Raw genomic sequence first — 16,022 nt, forward strand, 5'->3', positions numbered from 1 at the left:
GGTCGCCGGTGACGCCACAGTGATGGTGGGCCGGGCGAGGACTGACCGTGTCCTGGAGCACGAGTCGGCCGCCCGGCCCACCATCACTCAGGCTGCCCGGCGGCCTGTTCCCGGGCGCATCCGTCACTGCCCGGTCCGGTCGGTGAGGGGCTGCCGGGAGGCGGTCGGTGGTGTGAACAGGGCCTGGACGGTACTGGTGGCCAGGTCTCGCAGCCAGGTGTGGGCGCGGTCGTCGTCGTAGCGCCGATGCCACAGCAGGTACAGGGGGACGTCGGGCAGCGGGAGTGGCGGCGGCAGGGTGGCCAGGCCGAGTCGTTCCCGGGCTGCGCGGGTGACCGCGTCGGGGAGGGTGACGACCAGGTCGGTGTCGAGGGCGAGTTGCAGGGCGAAGGCGGCGGTGGGTCCGGCGGCGACGACGCGTCGTTCGAGGCCGTGGGTGGTCAGGGCGTCGTCTATCGGGTCGCGCAGGCTTCCACGTCGCGAAACGGTGAGGTGTTCGGCGGCTGCGTAGCGCTCGACGCTCAGCGGGCCGTGGGTGAGGGGGTGGTCCGGTCGGACGGCGACGACCAGCCGGTCGCTGCCGACGAGGCGGTGGCGGATGTCGGGGAGCGTCGGAGCGCTGGAGCTCGATTCGAGGTCGACCTCACCCCGGCGCAGCTCGGCGTCGTCCGTCCCGGGTTCGGCGGACAGGCGCAGCCGGACGCCGGGGGCCCGGCGGTGGACGGCGGTGATCAGGGCGGTGCCGCAGGCGGCGGTCAGGGCGTCGTGCCAGCGCACGGTGAACACCCGGTCCAGAGCTGCCAGGTCGAGTTCCTGCTGCGCGGAGAGAAGGTGGTGGGCCTGCTGTACGAGGCCGTGGACCTGGGCGCGCATGGCCAGTGCGCGGGTGGTGGGAACCATGCTGCGGCCGGTGCGGACCAGGATCTGGTCACCGGTGGCCTTGCGGATGCGGCCCAGGGAGCGGCTCATCGCCGGTGCGGTGACGTGGAGGCGTGCTGCGGCGCCGGCGACGCTGCCCTCTTCCAGTAGTGCGTCCAGGGCTGTGAGCAGGTTCAGATCCAGTTGCATGACAGTAACTCTATGACTGAACAGCATGCACTTGTTGTTAATGATTGAGGGGCCTACCTTCGAAGTGCAGGCGCGAGACAAGCCGCCGCACACATCGAATCCAGGGAGCCCACCATGAGCACAGCCATGCCTTTCGCCGCCGACACGACGCTCCTGTCCGAGGTGACCGCCGCGGTGAGGACCGCAGGCCTCACCCTGCGCGACCGCCACACCTCGCACGCCCGGGGCGTGAGTCTGGACGAGGTCGTCGCCGAGATCCATGCCAACGACGACGCGGTGCTGGACGTGCTGCGGGAGCCGCTGCTGCGGGCCCGGCGGGGATCACAGTGGGCCGAGGACGAGCTGGCCGGCGGTGCGCTCCCGTCGGGGGAGTGGTGGGTCGTCGACCCCGCCGAGGGCAACATCAACCACGTTCACGGCATGGACGACTGGGCCGTGACCGCCACCCTGGTCCGTGACAACCAGCCGGTGCTCACCGTCGTCCACCTGCCACTGACCGGCGACACCTACACCGCTGTCGCCGGCGGCGGTGCCCGCCTCAACGAGCGGCCCCTGAAGGTGTCCGCCAAGGCCGATCTGGGCGCCGCGCTCGTCGGCACCGGCCAGGCCAGGCCCGGCGAGGACGAGCGCACCTTCCGGCGGATCGGTGACTCGGTCACCGCCATGCTCATCAACGGCCTGGTCGTGCGCGTGTCCGTTCCCGCCACGATGCAGCTCATCCACGTCGCGGCCGGACGCACGGACGCCTTCTGGCAGTTCTCCGACGTTCGCTCCGGTCTGGTCGCCGGTGCGCTGCTGGTCTCCGAGGCCGGAGGCACCGTCACCGACCTGGCGGGCGAGCCCTGGAACACGGGCAGCCGCGACTTCCTGGCCGCCGCCCCCGGCATCCACACCGCCGCCCTCAAGGTCCTGTCGCCGATCGCCTGACCGGGCACCTCCGCTCCACCCACCTCACACCGCAAGGAGCATCACCTCATGACCAGCATCGGCATCCTGGGCGCCGGCCGCGTCGGCGCCAACCTCGCCGGCAAGCTCTCCGCAGCCGGACACCACGTCACCCTCGGCGTCCGGAACCCGGAAGAGACCTCCGCGGCCCTTGCCGCCGACATCGCCCCACAGATCGCCTTCGCCGACCAGCGCACCACCGCCTGCACCGCGGACATCGTGATCAACGCGACGCCCGGCGACAGCACCCTGGACCGTCTCACCGATCTGCGCGCCGAACTCGCCGGAAAGATCCTGGTCGACGTCTCCAACGCGACCCGCGACGCCGACGACGGCCTGCCCGGCGACCTGTGCTACCCCGGCAGCAGCCTCGCCGAGCAACTCCAGGCCGCCCTCCCCGACACCCGTGTGGTCAAGACCCTCAACACCATGTTGTTCATGGTCATGACCGCCCCCGAAACCCTGGCCACCCCGCCGACCGCCTACGTGTCGGGTAACGACGAACCCGCGAAGAAGACGGTCACCGGCCTGCTCGGCGACCTGGGCTGGCAGCCCGCATGGATCGAGGACCTCGGCGACGTCACCACCGCCCGCGCCACCGAGGCCATGATCCTCGTGGTTCCCCACATCCTGCGCCGACACGGCTTCCGGCCCTTCGCGGTCTCCCTTGCCCACTGACCGTGGTCGTCGCCGGCCCCCAGGCCTGACCTGGATCCTGACCGTGGAGGGGTGGACTCCGGGGTCCGAGTCCGGGTCGGGGATCTCGGGCGGCCGCTTATGCTGGGGCCGTGACACCGAGAGCGGGGCAGGGGCCAGTATTGCGGGCCGATGCTGCGCGCAACCGGGCCCGGGTGCTGCAGGTCGCCCGCGAGCAACTGGCCGTCGGTGACGACTCCCTTCAGCTGAACGCCATCGCCAAGCTCGCCGGCCTGGGCGTGGGGACCGTGTACCGGCACTTCCCCAACCGCCATGCGCTGGTGGAGGCGCTGTCGGCGGACCGCTTCCGGGAACTGGTCGACGAGGCGCAGGCGGCCGCCGCCGACGAGGACGCGCTTGCGGGCCTGCACCGGCTGCTTCGTTTCGCTCTCGACCACGCGCTGGACGATCCGGGGTTCGCGGCCGTGCTGGAGTCCGCGAGCGATGCCGAGGCGCAGACCTCGCAGATGAAGGCCGAGCTGGACCGTGCCGTCGCGGAGCTGCTGGACCGCGCACGTCTGGCCGGTGCCATCCGGGGCGGCATTCGGGCGGACGACGTGCGCCGCCTGCTCTGCGGCGTCGAGCATGCCGTGCGCTCCGGCGACAGCGACCATGCGCGTCGCGGGCTCTACCTCGACGTCCTTCTTCAGGGGCTGCGCTCTCCGCGCTGACGGCAGCGCGCCCCCCCGGCGTCCGCCGACCGGTCCCGAGGGGTCGGCCGGTTCGTCCCACCCACCAACAACCGGATGACTATCCGCTTGTGCTAGCGTGCCCATCGAAGCGGATAGCTATCCGAATATGTGGAACGTGGGAGGGCGGACCTGTGGTCCAACGGGCAGTGGTGACGGCGGGGACCGGAGGCATCGGCCTCGAAACCGCGATGGGACTTGCGGCGCGCGGGCTCGCCGTCACCGTGGTCGGCCGCGACGCCGAGCGCGGTGGAAGCGCCATCGAGCGGATCACGGCGGTCGCCACCGGAGCCGCTCCGCGCTTCGTGGCCGCCGACCTCGCATCGCTCGACCAGGTACGAGCGCTCGCCGCGCAGCTGGCGGACGAGGGGCCGCTGAACGTGCTGGTCAACAACGTCGGCGCGATGTTCACGCAGCGGCGGCAGACGGTCGACGGGATCGAGGCGTCATTCGCCGTCAACCACCTGTCGCCGTACCTGCTGACCGAGTTGCTGCTCGATCAGCTCCGAGCCGGCGGGCCGAGCCGGATCGTCAACGTCACCTCAGGCGCGATCAGGGTCGCCAAGCGCGCCTTCGATGCGGTCGAACCGCCGGGTGGCTACTACGGCTTCCACTGGTACGGCCGCGCCAAGCTCGCCAACCTCGCCTACACCCTGCACCTGTCCGAGCGGCTGCGCGGCACCGGCATCACGGTCTTCGCGGCCGACCCCGGCGGCGCCGCCACCGACATGACCAACGGCACCATGGCCTCACCGAAGATCGTCTCCCCGGGGTTGCGTCTGCTGTGGCCACTGGTCCGACGGACCTTCGAGCGTTCCACCGCCGGCCCCGCCTCCGTCGCCGCCCGTCCGTCCGTCTTCGCCGCGACCGATTCCTCGCTCGACGGGAGGACCGGCCTGCTCATCGGCCCCCAGGCCCACCCCGTTCCCGCCTTCCGCGGAAGCGCCGACCCTCGGCTCATCGACAACGTCCTCAGGCTCAGCCGCCAGCTGGCGCCGCTTCGTGGAGGTGGTGGCGCCCAACCGAGGTGAGCCCGATGCCTGCTGCCCGGCGGCCTGCGCCGGTGGCCGTCAGTGGCGTTCGGGGGCGAACGGGCCCTCGTCGACGAAGCGGCGCAGCCGGCGTGCGAAGGCTTGGGCGTCCGCCTGTGGCCAGGCGGCGAGCGAGGCCGCGATGCCGGCCGCCAGTCGCTGTCTGGTGACCGACACGATGGTGTGGCCCTCCTCGGTGAGCGCGAGGAGGGTCGCGCGGCCGTCGGCCGGGTCGGGGTGGCGCCGGAGCAGGCGGGCCTGCTCCAGCCGGTCGGCGCGACGGGTCACGGTGGTGCGGTCGAGTCCGATCTCGCGGCCCAGGTCGGCGGCGCTGCACGCTCCGGTCCGGGCCAGGCCGCTGAGGATCGGGTAGGTGAGGTCGTCGACCGCTTCCCCGAGCCCCTCGGTCAGCTGGGTGTGGAGGCGGGCGCGAGTGCTCCGCCGCATGAGCAGTCCCAGGGCGTCGGCGATGTCGTGTCCCGTCGAGTTCTTCACCTCTCGAGATTAGCGTGCTTGGTGCACGCTTTTCCTGGTACAGTCAGAAGCGTGCTTAAGGCACGCACCCCCTGACCGATCCAGGCCGGGCCACGCCCGCACCCAACCGAAGGAATCCCCATGAACCACACCCACGCCCGCGCCGCCCTCACCGACCTCCTCCTCACCCCGGGCCTCGACCTCGACGAGGCCGCCGACCGGCACTTCGCCCCCGACTACCGCCAGCGCACCGACGGCGAGTGGGCCGACCGCACCGAGTTCCTCGCCCACATCGCCCACCTGCGCACGGTCGTCGCCGGCGGCTCCGTCGACGTCCACGAGGAACTCACCACCGGCAACCTCTACGCCGACCGCCACACCATGACCGTCACCAAGACCGACGGCTCCACCGTCCGCATGGAGGTCTACCTCTTCGCCGAGTTCGCCGCCGACGGCCGCTTCCGCCGCATCGAGGAGACCACCCTCATGCTCGAAGGCGCCGACACCGACCGGAACCTCGGCAGCGCCCGCTGAGCCACATTCCCACCAGGCGACACGAGGCCGGCCCCGTCCCGGCGCATCGGCGCGCGCCGCCGTCATGGCGCAACATCCGAAAAGCGAGAAGGAAGTGGCTGTCACGCTCGACGTGCCCTCTCGCACGGATCGGGCCGGATCAGCGCGCGGCGCCGCCGGCTCCCGGCCGGGGGTGCCCCCCCATCCGTACGTGCATCGCCAGGCGGGCCCCCGGCGCTGGGCCGGACTGCCCATGGACCCCGCATCGCTCGCACAGCCGGGGCGGTGCGGGCCCGGACAGGGCCCCGGGGTCTGCTCGGCCCAGACGCAACTTCTTCGCGTTAAGCTGTGTGCATGAGTGCCCGAGCGACCACACGCCCCGGCGGGCGCAGCGCCCGCGTCCAGCAGTCCGTGCACCAGGCCGTCCGGGATCTGGAAGCGGAGGTGGGGCGGGACGCGCTCACCGTGCCCCTGATCGCCGCCCGCGCGGGAGTGACGCCGTCCACCGTCTACCGGCGCTGGGGGGACCTGCGGGAACTGCTGTCCGACGTGGCCGTCGAGCGGCTGCGCCCCGACACCCCGCCGGCCGACCATGGCAGCCTCCGGGCGGACCTGGGGGCATGGGCGGCGCAGTTCGCCGACGAGATGTCCTCGACGGCGGGCCGCACGTACATCCGCGACGCCCTGCTGGGCGACCCCGAGCAGGGCAACGCGGTTCGCTGCTCCGATTACGCCGCCGAGCAGTTGAAGGCCATCGGTGTGCGCGCGGCGGGGCGGGGGGAGGCCGTGCCCGATGTGGAGACCCTGCTGGACGTCGTCGTCGCCCCCCTGATGTACCGCATCCTGTTCCGTCCCTCGGATCTGTCGGCGGCCTACACCGACCGCCTCGTGGCGACGGCGCTCGGCCGGAGTTCCGCTCCCTCCGCACCCTCCGCTCCTAAAAGCTAAAAGTTTGCGTTTCGAGTGGCCCGGGGCCTACTCTTCCTAATGCAAAGCGTTTGCCTTTAGGTGTGAGAGGTGCTCCATGCTCAGCGTTGCAGCCCTGCCGTCCCGCCCCCGCCGCCTGCCCCTGCTGAGCCACCGCGGTGCCTTCCGGCTCCACGCCTCGGTCCTGGTCGGCCTGCTGGCCGCCTCCAGCGCACCGACCCCGCTCTACGCGCTCTACCAAACCGCATTCCACTTCTCGGCCATGACGCTGACCGTCGTGTTCAGCGCCTACGCGCTCGCCCTGCTGGCGGCACTGCTGACCACGGGCACGCTCTCGGACCACCTGGGCCGGCGCCCGGTCCTCGCCGGGGCGCTGCTGGCGGAAGGCGCCGCGATGGCCGTCTTCGCGACCGCCCAGGGGGTGCCGGCGCTGATCGCCGCCCGGATCCTGCAGGGCCTGGCCACCGGCGTGGCCACCAGCGCCGCCGGCGCCGCCCTGCTCGACTTCGAGGACCGCGACCGCCCGGGACGGGCCACCGCCGCCAACGGCATCGCCCCCGTGGCCGGCATGGCGGTCGGGGTGCTGGCTGCCACCGCCCTCGTGCAGTTCGCCCCCGCTCCCACCCGCACCGTCTACCTGCTGCTGCTCCTGCTGTTCACCGCGCAGGCGGCCGCAGTGCTTCTCACCACCGAGACCGCACATCCCCACTCCGGCGCGTGGCGCTCGCTGCGTCCCGGCACTGCCGTCGCCCCCGCCTCCCGCCCGGCCATGAGGCTTCTCGCCCCCGGCGTCGTCGCCGCCTGGGCGCTGGGCGGCTTCTACTCCTCCCTCGGCCCCTCGCTCGCCCGGCTCATCGCCCCGCACGCGAGCCGCGCCACCGGAGGCCTGGTCTTCCTCACCATGACGGCCGCGGCCGGCCTCGCCGGCCACGCCGCCCGGGCGCTGCCCGCCCGCACGGTGAGCCTCGCCGGCAGCGCGCTCCTGATCCCGGGAGCCCTGCTGACCCTGAGCAGCCCCCGACTGCACAGCCTGCCCGCGCTGTTCGCCGGCACCGCCCTGGCGGGCGCGGGCTTCGGCGCCGTCACCCAGGGCGCCCTGCGCCTCCTGCTCCCCCCGGCCGCCCCGGACCAACGCGCCGACACGCTCGCCGCCTACTACGTCCTCAGTTACCTGGCGATGAGCATCCCCGCCGTCCTCGCCGGCCTGCTCACCAACCTGTACGGCCTGCAGACCGCAGTCTCGCTCTACGCCGCGACCGTCGTCCTGCTGACCCTGGTCGGCCTCGTCCGCGCCGTGCGGCGGCCGCGCACCGCCTGACCGAGCTCCGCCTTCCCGCACCGCACCACCCGAAAGGACCCACGATGAGCACCGTCACGCCCCGTCAGGCCGCCACCTCCACCAGCACGGGGTGGAGCCTCGGCGACATCACCCTCCGCCGCGTCGACGAGATCGAACTGCCTCGGGAGACCGGCCCCTGGCTGCTGCCGGACGCCACCAAGGAGGTGCTGGACGAGGCGTCGTGGCTGCGCCCCGACTTCGCCGACGCCGAGGTCCCACGGCTGGCTAGCCACAGCTTCGCGGTGGAGGCCGGCGGACTGCGGATCGTCGTCGACACCGGCATCGGCAACGCCAAGCCACGCGCCAACCCGGCCTGGAACGGTCTCGACACCGACTTCCTGGAGCGCCTGGCCGCGGCCGGCTTCCCGCCCGAGTCGGTGGACCTGGTGATCACCACGCACCTGCACACCGACCACGTCGGCTGGAACACCCGCCTCGTCGGCGGGGACTGGGTCCCCACCTTCCCCAACGCCCGCTACCTCACCAGCCGGACCGAATGGGACCACTGGGCCGCCACCGACCTGGACGAGGCCCGCCGCCAGATGTTCCGAGACTCCGTCACCCCCGTCCGCGACGCCGGGCAGTACCACCTCGTGGACGTGCCCGAGCAGGGGCACGAAGTGGCACCCGGCGTCCTCCTGGTCCCGGCCCCCGGCCACACCCCGGGGCAGGTCGCCGTGGAACTGCGCGGCAGCGACCGCCGCGCCCTGATCACCGGCGACAGCATCCACCACCCCGTGCAGCTGTCCCACCCCCACGTGCACAGCTGCGTCGACATCGACTCCGCCCAGGCGGTCCGCACCCGCGCCCGGATACTCGACGCGCTCGCGGACACCGACGCGCTGCTCCTGGGCACCCACTTCCCGCAGCCCACGGCCGGCGCCGTCCGCCGGGAGAACGGCCGCTACCGGCTGCTCGCCGAGCCGGGCGTCGAGATCCCGGCCGGCGCGGCCTGATCGCCCGGCCTGATCACGCGGCCGGTGCCGCTCGGCCGGTGCCGCTCGGCCGGTCCCGCGCGGGCCGCCGAACTGCCGCGGCGCCTTCGGCTGTCCACAACGAATCCTCGGCCTACAGGGCGTCGGCCACTCCGCCGCCCCAACCTCCACCGAGAGGGAGAACATCCATGCCCGCCGTCGAACTCACACCGCCGGAGGCCGCCCGCTGGGCCGCCCGCGCCGGACTTGCGCTGCCAGCCGAGCGCCACGCCGCGGTCGCCGCGGTCGCCAACCACATCCACAGCGTCGTCGCGGTCCTGCGCGAACTGGACTTCGCGGACGTCCCGCCCGCCGCCGCCTACCGCGCCGTAGAGGAGAAGCACGATGCAGCCGTATGAGCTTTCCCTCGCCGCCGCCGCGGACGCGATACGTGACCGGCGACTGTCCCCCGTCGAACTGGTCGACTCCGTCCTCGATCGCATCGAGAAGGCGGAGCCGTCCCTCGGCGCCTACGTCACGGTCGCCGCGGAGCAGGCACGCCGGGCTGCGGGCGAAGCCGAACACGAGGTGGCGCAAGGCCGTTACCGGGGAGCGCTGCACGGCATCCCGATGGGGCTCAAGGACCTGATCGATGTCAGCGGGATGCCCACCACGGCCAGCTCCCGGGTCCGTGCCGACCATCGCGCGACAGCGGACAGCACGGTCGCCGCGCGTCTGAGCGCAGCCGGCGCGATCCTGCTCGGCAAGACCCACACCCACGAGTTCGCGTTCGGCCTGACCACCCCGCAGACCCGCAACGCCTGGGACCGCGGCCGGGTCGCCGGTGGCTCCAGCGGCGGCTCCGCGGTCGCCGTCGCGTCGGGCACCGCGACCTTCGCCCTGGGCACCGACACCGGCGGGTCGATCCGGGTGCCCGCCGCGCTCAACGGGGTTGTCGGCCTCAAGCCGACCTACGGTCTCGTCCCCCGTCACGGCGTCACCTCCCTGTCCTGGTCGCTGGACCACGTCGGTCCGATCACCCGCACCGTCGAGGACGCGGCCCTGGTCCTGACCGCGCTGGCCGGACACGATCCGCGCGACCCCGCCTCGCTGTCCGTGCCCGCCGCGGACTACCGGCCCGGTGCCGGCACGAACCTGACGGGGCTGCGCATCGGGTTGCCCCGCACCTACTACTTCGACAACGTCGACCCGCGCGTGGAGACCGCCGTCCGGCACGCCATCGGGCAGCTGGAGTCCCTGGGCGCACGGCTCGTCGAGGTCGACATCCCGATGACCCGCTACATCCAGGCCACCCAGTGGGGCCTGATGGTGCCGGAGGCCGGGGCCTACCACGAGGGCAGCCTGCGAGCGGTCCCCGAGCTGTATCAGGAGGACGTCCGCATCCTCCTGGAGGCAGGCGAGTTGATGAGCGCCGGTGACTACCTGCGCGCTCAACGCTCCCGCACGCTCATGCGTGCCGAGTGGGCACGGATGCTGGAGGAGGTCGACGTGATCGCCGCCCCGAGCGTCCCGATGCCCGCGGTCGGGGCCGACGAGACGACGGTCACCTGGCCCGACGGCACGGCCGAGAGCGTCTCCGACGCCTACGTGCGGCTCTGCGCCCCCGCCAACATCACCGGACTGCCCGCCCTGACCGTTCCGGTGGGCCAGGACACGGCGGGCCTGCCGATCGGCATGCAGCTGCTCGGCCGGCCCCTCGGTGAGCCCACGCTCCTGCGGGTCGGCCACGCCTACGAGCAGACGCAGCCCGCCCGGGCACTCGCCACGGCGGTCTGATCTTTCGGCGTCGGCGTCGGCGTCGGCGGAGGAGAACAGCGAGCTGACGGCGTGCCACCGGCGGGGGCGGTCTTGCGGCCGTCCCCGCCTCTCGCTCCGATCCGGTGCACACCGTGGAAGGGCCCGATGACGAAGCCGACCGGGGCACGTTTCCGTGCCCCGGTCGGCTCTCGACCGATGGCGGCCGTTACGACTCCACCCAGCCGTGGTCCACGGCGATCCGCACCAGGCGCTTCCTGACGTCCAGGATCTGCTCACCGGTCAGTGCCGGGGCGCTGACGAGCAGGGCCTCGGTGACCTCGTCGGTGAAGTCCTTGACGGAGAGCACCTCGCAGGTGCCGTCGTCCAGGTCGATCCGGGCGTCCGTCGCCGGTGCGTGGGGGACCACCGACGACGGACGCGAGTCGGTGCGGGGTGAGGAGGGCAGCCGGCCGCTCGCGAGGGAGACGGCCGAGGCCTTGAGGCCGCGGTCACCGTCCTCCAGGTCGAAGCTCACGAGAACGCCGGGGCTGATCAGCGACTTGTCGACCAGAAGGTCGTTGACGTGCAGGAACACGTCGGACCCGCCACCGTCGGGAGAGACGAACCCGTACCCTCGAACCTCGTCGAACCGGACGACCTTGCCCATAGCCATAGCCAGACCCCACACCTCTGCTGAAACAACACAACACTGAACACCGCAAAACCACACCGTCGGCCTGCCACCGGGTCCCAGAACTCGACCGGCCGACCGTGAACCCAGGCTATATGCCGGGAAATCCAAGGGGCACCCCTGAGGGCGGTCGGTGGCCAGGGGCCGGCACAGGGGTCCCGAGGTGCCGCCGACCCGCGCCAGTGGCCCGTCGCCCTGGAGTCCTGCTCTGCGGAGTGCGGTTCGGCGCGCGGCGCTTCGTGAGGGCCCGGCTCTTCTACGGTCCCGTGCTCGGGAATGCGGCGAACAGGTCCTCCTCGCGGCCGGAGGGGCCGCTGGGGCCGGGATCCCCCTGGGCGAGCTGGTAGTACTCGGTTGCCGAGAGCGGCTGGGCCAGGTTGTTGGAGAGGGCGAAGAACGGGGCCGCCACGGTGATCTGGGTGGCGTGGGCGGCCATGGCCGCGCGCTTCCGGTCCAGGTGTGCGCTGCCGTCGACGACTGTGGTCACGGCGTCGTCCTCGACCACGCGCGGGATGTCGTGGTGGCCCGCGGCGGCGGGGAAGGGTGCGTTCGCGCCGGCGGTGTGCAGGGCTGCGGCGCAGGCGTCGACGAGCGAGCGGGGCACGCAGTTCCAGTAGATCTTGGCGATGCCGTGCGGCGTGCCGGACTCCGGGCGGTAGGCCGGGTCGGCGGCGAGCGCGGCGGCCCGCATGGCGACCCGATGGGCCTGGATGTGGTCGGGGTGCCGGTAGCCCCCGTCCGGGTCGTAGGTCACGAGGACCTGCGGCCGGATCTCGCGGATGACCTCGACCAGGTGCGCGGCGGCCTCGTCGGGGTCGGCCTGCCAGAACGAGTCGGGGCGGTCGTTCCCGGGGGAACCCATCATCCCCGAGTCGCGGTAGCGGCCGGGTCCGCCGAGGAAGCGGTGGTCCGTCACGCCCAGCTCGCGCAGGGCGGCCGCGATCTCCTGGGCCCGGTGGGGGCCCAGACGGTCTTCGCGGTCGGAGGTCAGGTGGGCCAGGTCCGGCCCGATGACCTCGCCCTCCTCGCCCAGGGTGCAGGTGATCAGGGTGACCGTGGCTCCCTCCGCGGCGTAACGGGCCATGGTGGCGCCGTTGGCTATTGACTCGTCGTCAGGATGGGCGTGCACGAGGAGTATCCGGCTGCCTGGCCGGGTGGGGGTGCCGGTCGCGGTGGTGGGCTGGGTCGTCATGTCGGGGGAGCCTACCCTTCCCGTCCGCGCCCGGGGGTCCCCGTCGGTGCTCGGACGAAAGCAGCCGGTGACTGTCTGAATTCCGACGATTCACTGCAGTTATCCGGTATTCGACGCCTCGACTCACCGTATTGCGGAACTTGGAGCCCTGCGGTCGCTTGGCCTGCACAGGGCGAACGGCGAGAGTCTTCTGCAGTCGTGATCACAGTCGCTCAGGACAGGGCGCGGCGGCTCGCGGACGCTGACCGCTCTGCGAGTCGGCCCGCTGGGCGGCCGGTGACGGGGAATCCGAGATTTAAGGGGCGTTCGTGGCTGAGACGTTGGGGTCGACGCAGATCTGGCTCGGTCCGCAGGGGGCGGCGAACGCCGAGGTCACCTGGGCCGCCGGCCGCATCACGCGCGGCGACGCGGCGGTGCACCGTGACCTCGGCGAGGTGCCGAGCGGCGCGCCGTACGTGGTGCCGGCGCTGCCGGTGGAGGTGCACTGTCACGGCCTGGGGCCGATCGACTTCTCGAACTTCGCCGAGATCGACCTCCACGAGCTGGACAAGGTCGCCTCGGACGAGGGCCTGCTCTGCATCCCGACCCTCTACCTGCGGCGCGAACGGCTCGACGCCTTCGTCGAGTTCATGCGCGGCTACGCGGCGCTCCGGGCCGACGGGCAGCTGCCGTTCGTGCCGGCCGTCGCGCTCGAGGGCCCGCTGGTGGCCAGCTTCGGCGGCACCCCGGCGAACGCCGTGTGGGCTCCGTCGAAGGAGGAGTGGGAGAAGCTGGCGAGCTGTGGCGAGCTCGGCCTGGTCTACATCATGCTGTCGCCGGACGCGCTGCAGTCCAGCTCCTACCTGGCGGAGCAGTTCACGCCGGACCACCCCTCGCTGGAGTGGATCGTCACCCGGCTGGTCGAGAGCGGGGTCCGGCCGGCGCTCGGCCACTTCGCCAAGGAGGACCCGCAGCTGGGTGCCGACTGCGTGGAGGCGGTGCTGGGCGCGGCGGAGGCCGCCGACTGCCCGCACAACGGCGTGCGCGTGGTGACCGACCACCTGTTCAACGAGATGCCGCTGCTCATCAAGCACGCCTTCCGGACCCGCAAGGCCCAGGCCGAGCGGGAGGCCCTGCTGGCGAGCTACGACCTGCCCTCCTGGAACCTGGCGGACCTGCACGAGCAGGTCGGGCCCGTTCCTGCCGCGATCATGCGCGGCGCGCACGCCGGCCGCATCGCGGCCTGCCTCAACTTCGACGGCGAGCACGTCGACTACGCCATCGCCAAGCGGGCGATCGAGATCGTCGGCCCGCAGAACATGATGCTGATGACCGACCGCAGCGACACCGCCCGACTGGCCGGCCAGGACCTGCACCTGGAGCCGGGCTCCCAGCTCTGGTACCAGGAGAAGGGTGTCGTCGCGGCCGGCACGATGCCGATCGACAAGCAGATCGCGAACGTCCGCGAGCTCGGGGTCGGTGAGCACGACATCTGGCGGCTGGTCGCGTTCACGGCCTACCGCACCTTCTTCCCCGAGATCGACCTGGGAGCGGCCACCGTCGGCCTCGGGTCGCTCGTGACCGCGGACCGCCGGCGCATCGCCCTCATGTGAGTCCGCGTCGCCCTCAGGTGAGTTCGCGTCGCCATCGATTCTCGAACGAGGTACTGCCATGACCACTGCGCCCCTGCACGACATCCCCCGGCACGTCCTGGAGGCGGTGACACGTTCACCGGCCAAGGCCGCCCTCTACGGGGTGGACAACTACTTCCGGGAAGGCTGCTGGACCTTCGGCGAGCAGCTGGAGGACGTCCTCGGAGTCACCCTGTGCGTGCTGAAGCCCGAGGCGGCGGCCGGTCGGCGCTACCGGGTCGCGTTCCAGGCGCTCGCCGACAACGGCTTCCACCCGGTGGACGTGCTGCGCTTCCGACACGACCGGCTGACGATCAGGGAGACCTGGCGCTACCAGTTCAACTTCGCCGCCCGCGAGCGGATCGACGCGATGGATCTGGTGCTGCCGACCATCGATTCCGTCCTGCTGGTGGTGAAGGACTCGCAGTGGCGGCCGGGACGGGTGCCGGCCTCGGTGCGGCTGACGGCGCTGAAGGGGCCGTCCGCGCCGGAGCTGCGCCGTCCGGAGCACCTGCGGCGACGGCTGGGCGCGGTCAACGGCCTGTTCAACTTCATGCACACGTCGGACGAACCGATCGACGTGATCCGGGAGTTGTCCATCCTCGCCGGACCCCGGCGCCGGGACGTGGTGCGCGACCGGATCCGGGCCGGGTACGACGCGCGGGCCGAGGCGGAGGCCGCCTTCGACGACCTGGAGGCGCAGACGCCGGCCCATGACCTGGAGCTGGAGAAGAGCTGGGAGCGGTTGACCGAGTCGACCGCCCCCGCCGGCGAGCTGGCCAGGATCCGGGCCAAGGGCGGCGAGATCGCCCTGGCGGACGTGCTGGCGGCGACCCGGTCGGCCTTCGCCGATCCGGCGGACCACTGGGACCTGCTGTCGGTCATCACGCACACGATCGAGTTCAACACTCCCGGGATCCAGCGGATCTTCCCCAACGTCATGCTCGACTCCTGGCAGGGGAGCGAAGGCGGTGAGCCCGCGTGAGCACCTTCGCCGCGCCGAGCATCTGCATCTGCTTCGCGGTGGGCGAGGACGAGATCGTCGACTGGATCAGGCGCGGTGCGACGAGCGTCGACGAGATCGGTGCGAGCTGTCTGGCCGGCCAGGGGTGCGGCGACTGCCGCGGCCTGCTGGAGGAACTGTTGGCGGACTTCGCGACGGAGGCCCGCCCTGACCAGCATTGATGGATCGCCGCAGGTCGGCGCGGTGCCGGGCGGCGCTCCCGAGGGCTTCGCCCGGTTCTGGGCGGACACCCTCGCGGAGGCCGAACGGCACCCGTTGGAGCCGGAGTTCACCCCGGAGCGGACTCCGGCGGCCGGGGTGACGGTCTTCGACACCTCGTTCGCCGGTTCGCGCGGCCACCGGATCCGGGCGTGGCTGGTCCTGCCGCGCTGGCGGGACGAGCCGGTGCCGTGCGTGGTCCAGTTCCTCGGTTACGGCGAGGGGCGCGGCCACGTGCTGGACTGGCTGCTGTGGCCCGCCGTCGGCTACGCCACCCTCGTGGTGGACACCCGCGGGCAGGGCGGCAGCAACCTGAAGCCGGGGGCGACTCCGGATCCGGTCGGGCTGACCGTGCCGCAGATCCCGGGTTTCGTGACCCGGGGCGTGCTCGACCGGCACGACTACTACTACCGCGACGCGTACGTGGACGCCGCCCGGGCGGTCGACGCGGCCCGGCTGCACCCCGGAGTCGACGGCGCCAGGGTCGCCGTCGCCGGTTGCAGTCAGGGTGGCCAACTCGCGCTGGCCGCAGCGGCGTTGAACCCGCACACGGCGGCTGCGCTGGTCGAGTCGCCGTTCCTGAGCGCGGTGGTCGATCCGGCGAAGCTGCCCGATCAGCAGCCGTACCGCGAGCTGCTGCGGTTCTGCCACTACTACCCGGACCTGGCCGGTCGGGCGCTCGCCACGATCGCCTGGTTCGACGCCGCGACCATGGCCGAGCACGCGCACTGCCCGGCCCTGTTCGCGGTCGGCGGGCGGGACAACCGCTGCCCGCCGGCCACCTGCCATGCCGCCTACGAGCGCTACGCAGGTCCCAAGTCCCTCCGGGTCTGGCCGTTCGCCGGACACGCGGAGCCCAACCCGTACCAGCGCTTGGCCGAGGTGGAGTTCCTGGCGCAGAGCCTGGCCACCCCCCGACCAGTCGTGCCCGCTTTCCGGCAGGAGAGGTAAGA

General features: G+C 72.2%; 18 protein-coding genes. 14 read left to right on the forward strand and 4 right to left on the reverse strand.

Translation table 11 applies throughout. The features are described from left to right. Positions 1-123: 123 nt before the first annotated feature. On the reverse strand, positions 124-1,068 hold the full coding sequence (locus ACZ51D_RS34700) for a LysR family transcriptional regulator (RefSeq protein WP_465664538.1): 945 nt from the start codon (positions 1,066-1,068) through the stop codon (positions 124-126). A gap of 114 nt (positions 1,069-1,182) precedes the next feature. Here ACZ51D_RS34700 and ACZ51D_RS34705 point away from each other — a divergent pair, with 114 nt between their 5' ends. From ACZ51D_RS34705 to ACZ51D_RS34720, 4 genes are all read left to right on the forward strand, one after another. Beyond that, positions 1,183-1,995, forward strand: a complete 813-nt coding sequence (locus tag ACZ51D_RS34705) for an inositol monophosphatase family protein (RefSeq protein WP_465622173.1) — start codon at positions 1,183-1,185, stop codon at positions 1,993-1,995. Between the two features lie 48 nt (positions 1,996-2,043). Next, complete coding sequence (locus ACZ51D_RS34710; RefSeq protein WP_465622171.1) at positions 2,044-2,691, forward strand: NADPH-dependent F420 reductase; 648 nt, start codon at positions 2,044-2,046, stop codon at positions 2,689-2,691. Positions 2,692-2,864: 173 nt separating this feature from the next. After that, positions 2,865-3,380: a TetR/AcrR family transcriptional regulator gene (locus ACZ51D_RS34715; RefSeq protein WP_465622169.1), complete on the forward strand. Its 516-nt coding sequence runs from the start codon at positions 2,865-2,867 to the stop codon at positions 3,378-3,380. Positions 3,381-3,547: 167 nt separating this feature from the next. Next, the gene (locus ACZ51D_RS34720) at positions 3,548-4,429 is read left to right on the forward strand and encodes an SDR family NAD(P)-dependent oxidoreductase (RefSeq protein ID WP_465664568.1); all 882 of its coding nucleotides are present in this window, start codon (positions 3,548-3,550) and stop codon (positions 4,427-4,429) included. Between the two features lie 39 nt (positions 4,430-4,468). Here ACZ51D_RS34720 and ACZ51D_RS34725 read toward each other — a convergent pair whose 3' ends face one another. Further along, positions 4,469-4,924, reverse strand: coding sequence for a MarR family winged helix-turn-helix transcriptional regulator (locus tag ACZ51D_RS34725; protein WP_360507374.1), 456 nt, complete (start codon positions 4,922-4,924; stop codon positions 4,469-4,471). Between the two features lie 120 nt (positions 4,925-5,044). Between ACZ51D_RS34725 and ACZ51D_RS34730 the strand changes: the two genes are divergently transcribed. The 6 genes from ACZ51D_RS34730 to ACZ51D_RS34755 all read left to right on the forward strand — a co-directional run bounded on the left by ACZ51D_RS34730 (position 5,045) and on the right by ACZ51D_RS34755 (position 10,393). Then, positions 5,045-5,437: a nuclear transport factor 2 family protein gene (locus ACZ51D_RS34730; RefSeq protein ID WP_465664539.1), complete on the forward strand. Its 393-nt coding sequence runs from the start codon at positions 5,045-5,047 to the stop codon at positions 5,435-5,437. Positions 5,438-5,770: 333 nt separating this feature from the next. Then, on the forward strand, positions 5,771-6,364 hold the full coding sequence (locus ACZ51D_RS34735; protein ID WP_465622161.1) for a TetR/AcrR family transcriptional regulator: 594 nt from the start codon (positions 5,771-5,773) through the stop codon (positions 6,362-6,364). A gap of 76 nt (positions 6,365-6,440) precedes the next feature. Then, complete coding sequence (locus ACZ51D_RS34740; protein ID WP_465664540.1) at positions 6,441-7,661, forward strand: MFS transporter; 1,221 nt, start codon at positions 6,441-6,443, stop codon at positions 7,659-7,661. Positions 7,662-7,705: 44 nt separating this feature from the next. Further along, entirely contained in the window at positions 7,706-8,638 is a 933-nt protein-coding gene (locus ACZ51D_RS34745) for an MBL fold metallo-hydrolase (protein ID WP_465622157.1), read from the forward strand. Between the two features lie 167 nt (positions 8,639-8,805). After that, positions 8,806-9,015: a hypothetical protein gene (locus tag ACZ51D_RS34750; protein WP_465622155.1), complete on the forward strand. Its 210-nt coding sequence runs from the start codon at positions 8,806-8,808 to the stop codon at positions 9,013-9,015. Beyond that, positions 9,002-10,393 (forward strand): amidase, encoded by a 1,392-nt coding sequence (locus ACZ51D_RS34755; protein ID WP_465664541.1) that lies wholly within the window; start codon positions 9,002-9,004, stop codon positions 10,391-10,393. Before ACZ51D_RS34750 ends, ACZ51D_RS34755 begins: the two co-directional genes overlap by 14 nt. A 187-nt stretch (positions 10,394-10,580) precedes the next feature. Here the strand turns inward: ACZ51D_RS34755 and ACZ51D_RS34760 are convergent, their stop codons facing one another. Together ACZ51D_RS34760 and mshB are read right to left on the reverse strand one after the other, a co-directional pair. Beyond that, entirely contained in the window at positions 10,581-11,027 is a 447-nt protein-coding gene (locus ACZ51D_RS34760; RefSeq protein ID WP_465622152.1) for a cold-shock protein, read from the reverse strand. A 274-nt stretch (positions 11,028-11,301) separates the two neighbouring features. Further along, a complete protein-coding gene (mshB, locus tag ACZ51D_RS34765) occupies positions 11,302-12,237 on the reverse strand; it encodes an N-acetyl-1-D-myo-inositol-2-amino-2-deoxy-alpha-D-glucopyranoside deacetylase (RefSeq protein ID WP_465664542.1) in 936 nt (311 codons plus the stop codon). A 308-nt stretch (positions 12,238-12,545) separates the two neighbouring features. Here mshB and ACZ51D_RS34770 point away from each other — a divergent pair, with 308 nt between their 5' ends. From ACZ51D_RS34770 to ACZ51D_RS34785, 4 genes are read left to right on the forward strand one after another with little or no spacing between them, the layout of a single operon-like run. Further along, positions 12,546-13,829, forward strand: coding sequence for an amidohydrolase family protein (locus ACZ51D_RS34770; protein WP_465664543.1), 1,284 nt, complete (start codon positions 12,546-12,548; stop codon positions 13,827-13,829). Positions 13,830-13,887: 58 nt separating this feature from the next. Further along, the gene (locus tag ACZ51D_RS34775) at positions 13,888-14,832 is read left to right on the forward strand and encodes a hypothetical protein (protein ID WP_465664544.1); all 945 of its coding nucleotides are present in this window, start codon (positions 13,888-13,890) and stop codon (positions 14,830-14,832) included. Beyond that, positions 14,829-15,032, forward strand: a complete 204-nt coding sequence (locus tag ACZ51D_RS34780; protein ID WP_360509196.1) for a (2Fe-2S)-binding protein — start codon at positions 14,829-14,831, stop codon at positions 15,030-15,032. The genes ACZ51D_RS34775 and ACZ51D_RS34780 overlap by 4 nt, the downstream gene beginning before the upstream one ends. A gap of 22 nt (positions 15,033-15,054) precedes the next feature. Continuing rightward, entirely contained in the window at positions 15,055-16,020 is a 966-nt protein-coding gene (locus tag ACZ51D_RS34785) for an acetylxylan esterase (protein ID WP_465622146.1), read from the forward strand. Positions 16,021-16,022: the final 2 nt, after the last annotated feature.

This window comes from Kitasatospora sp. NPDC033851 (assembly GCF_055576085.1).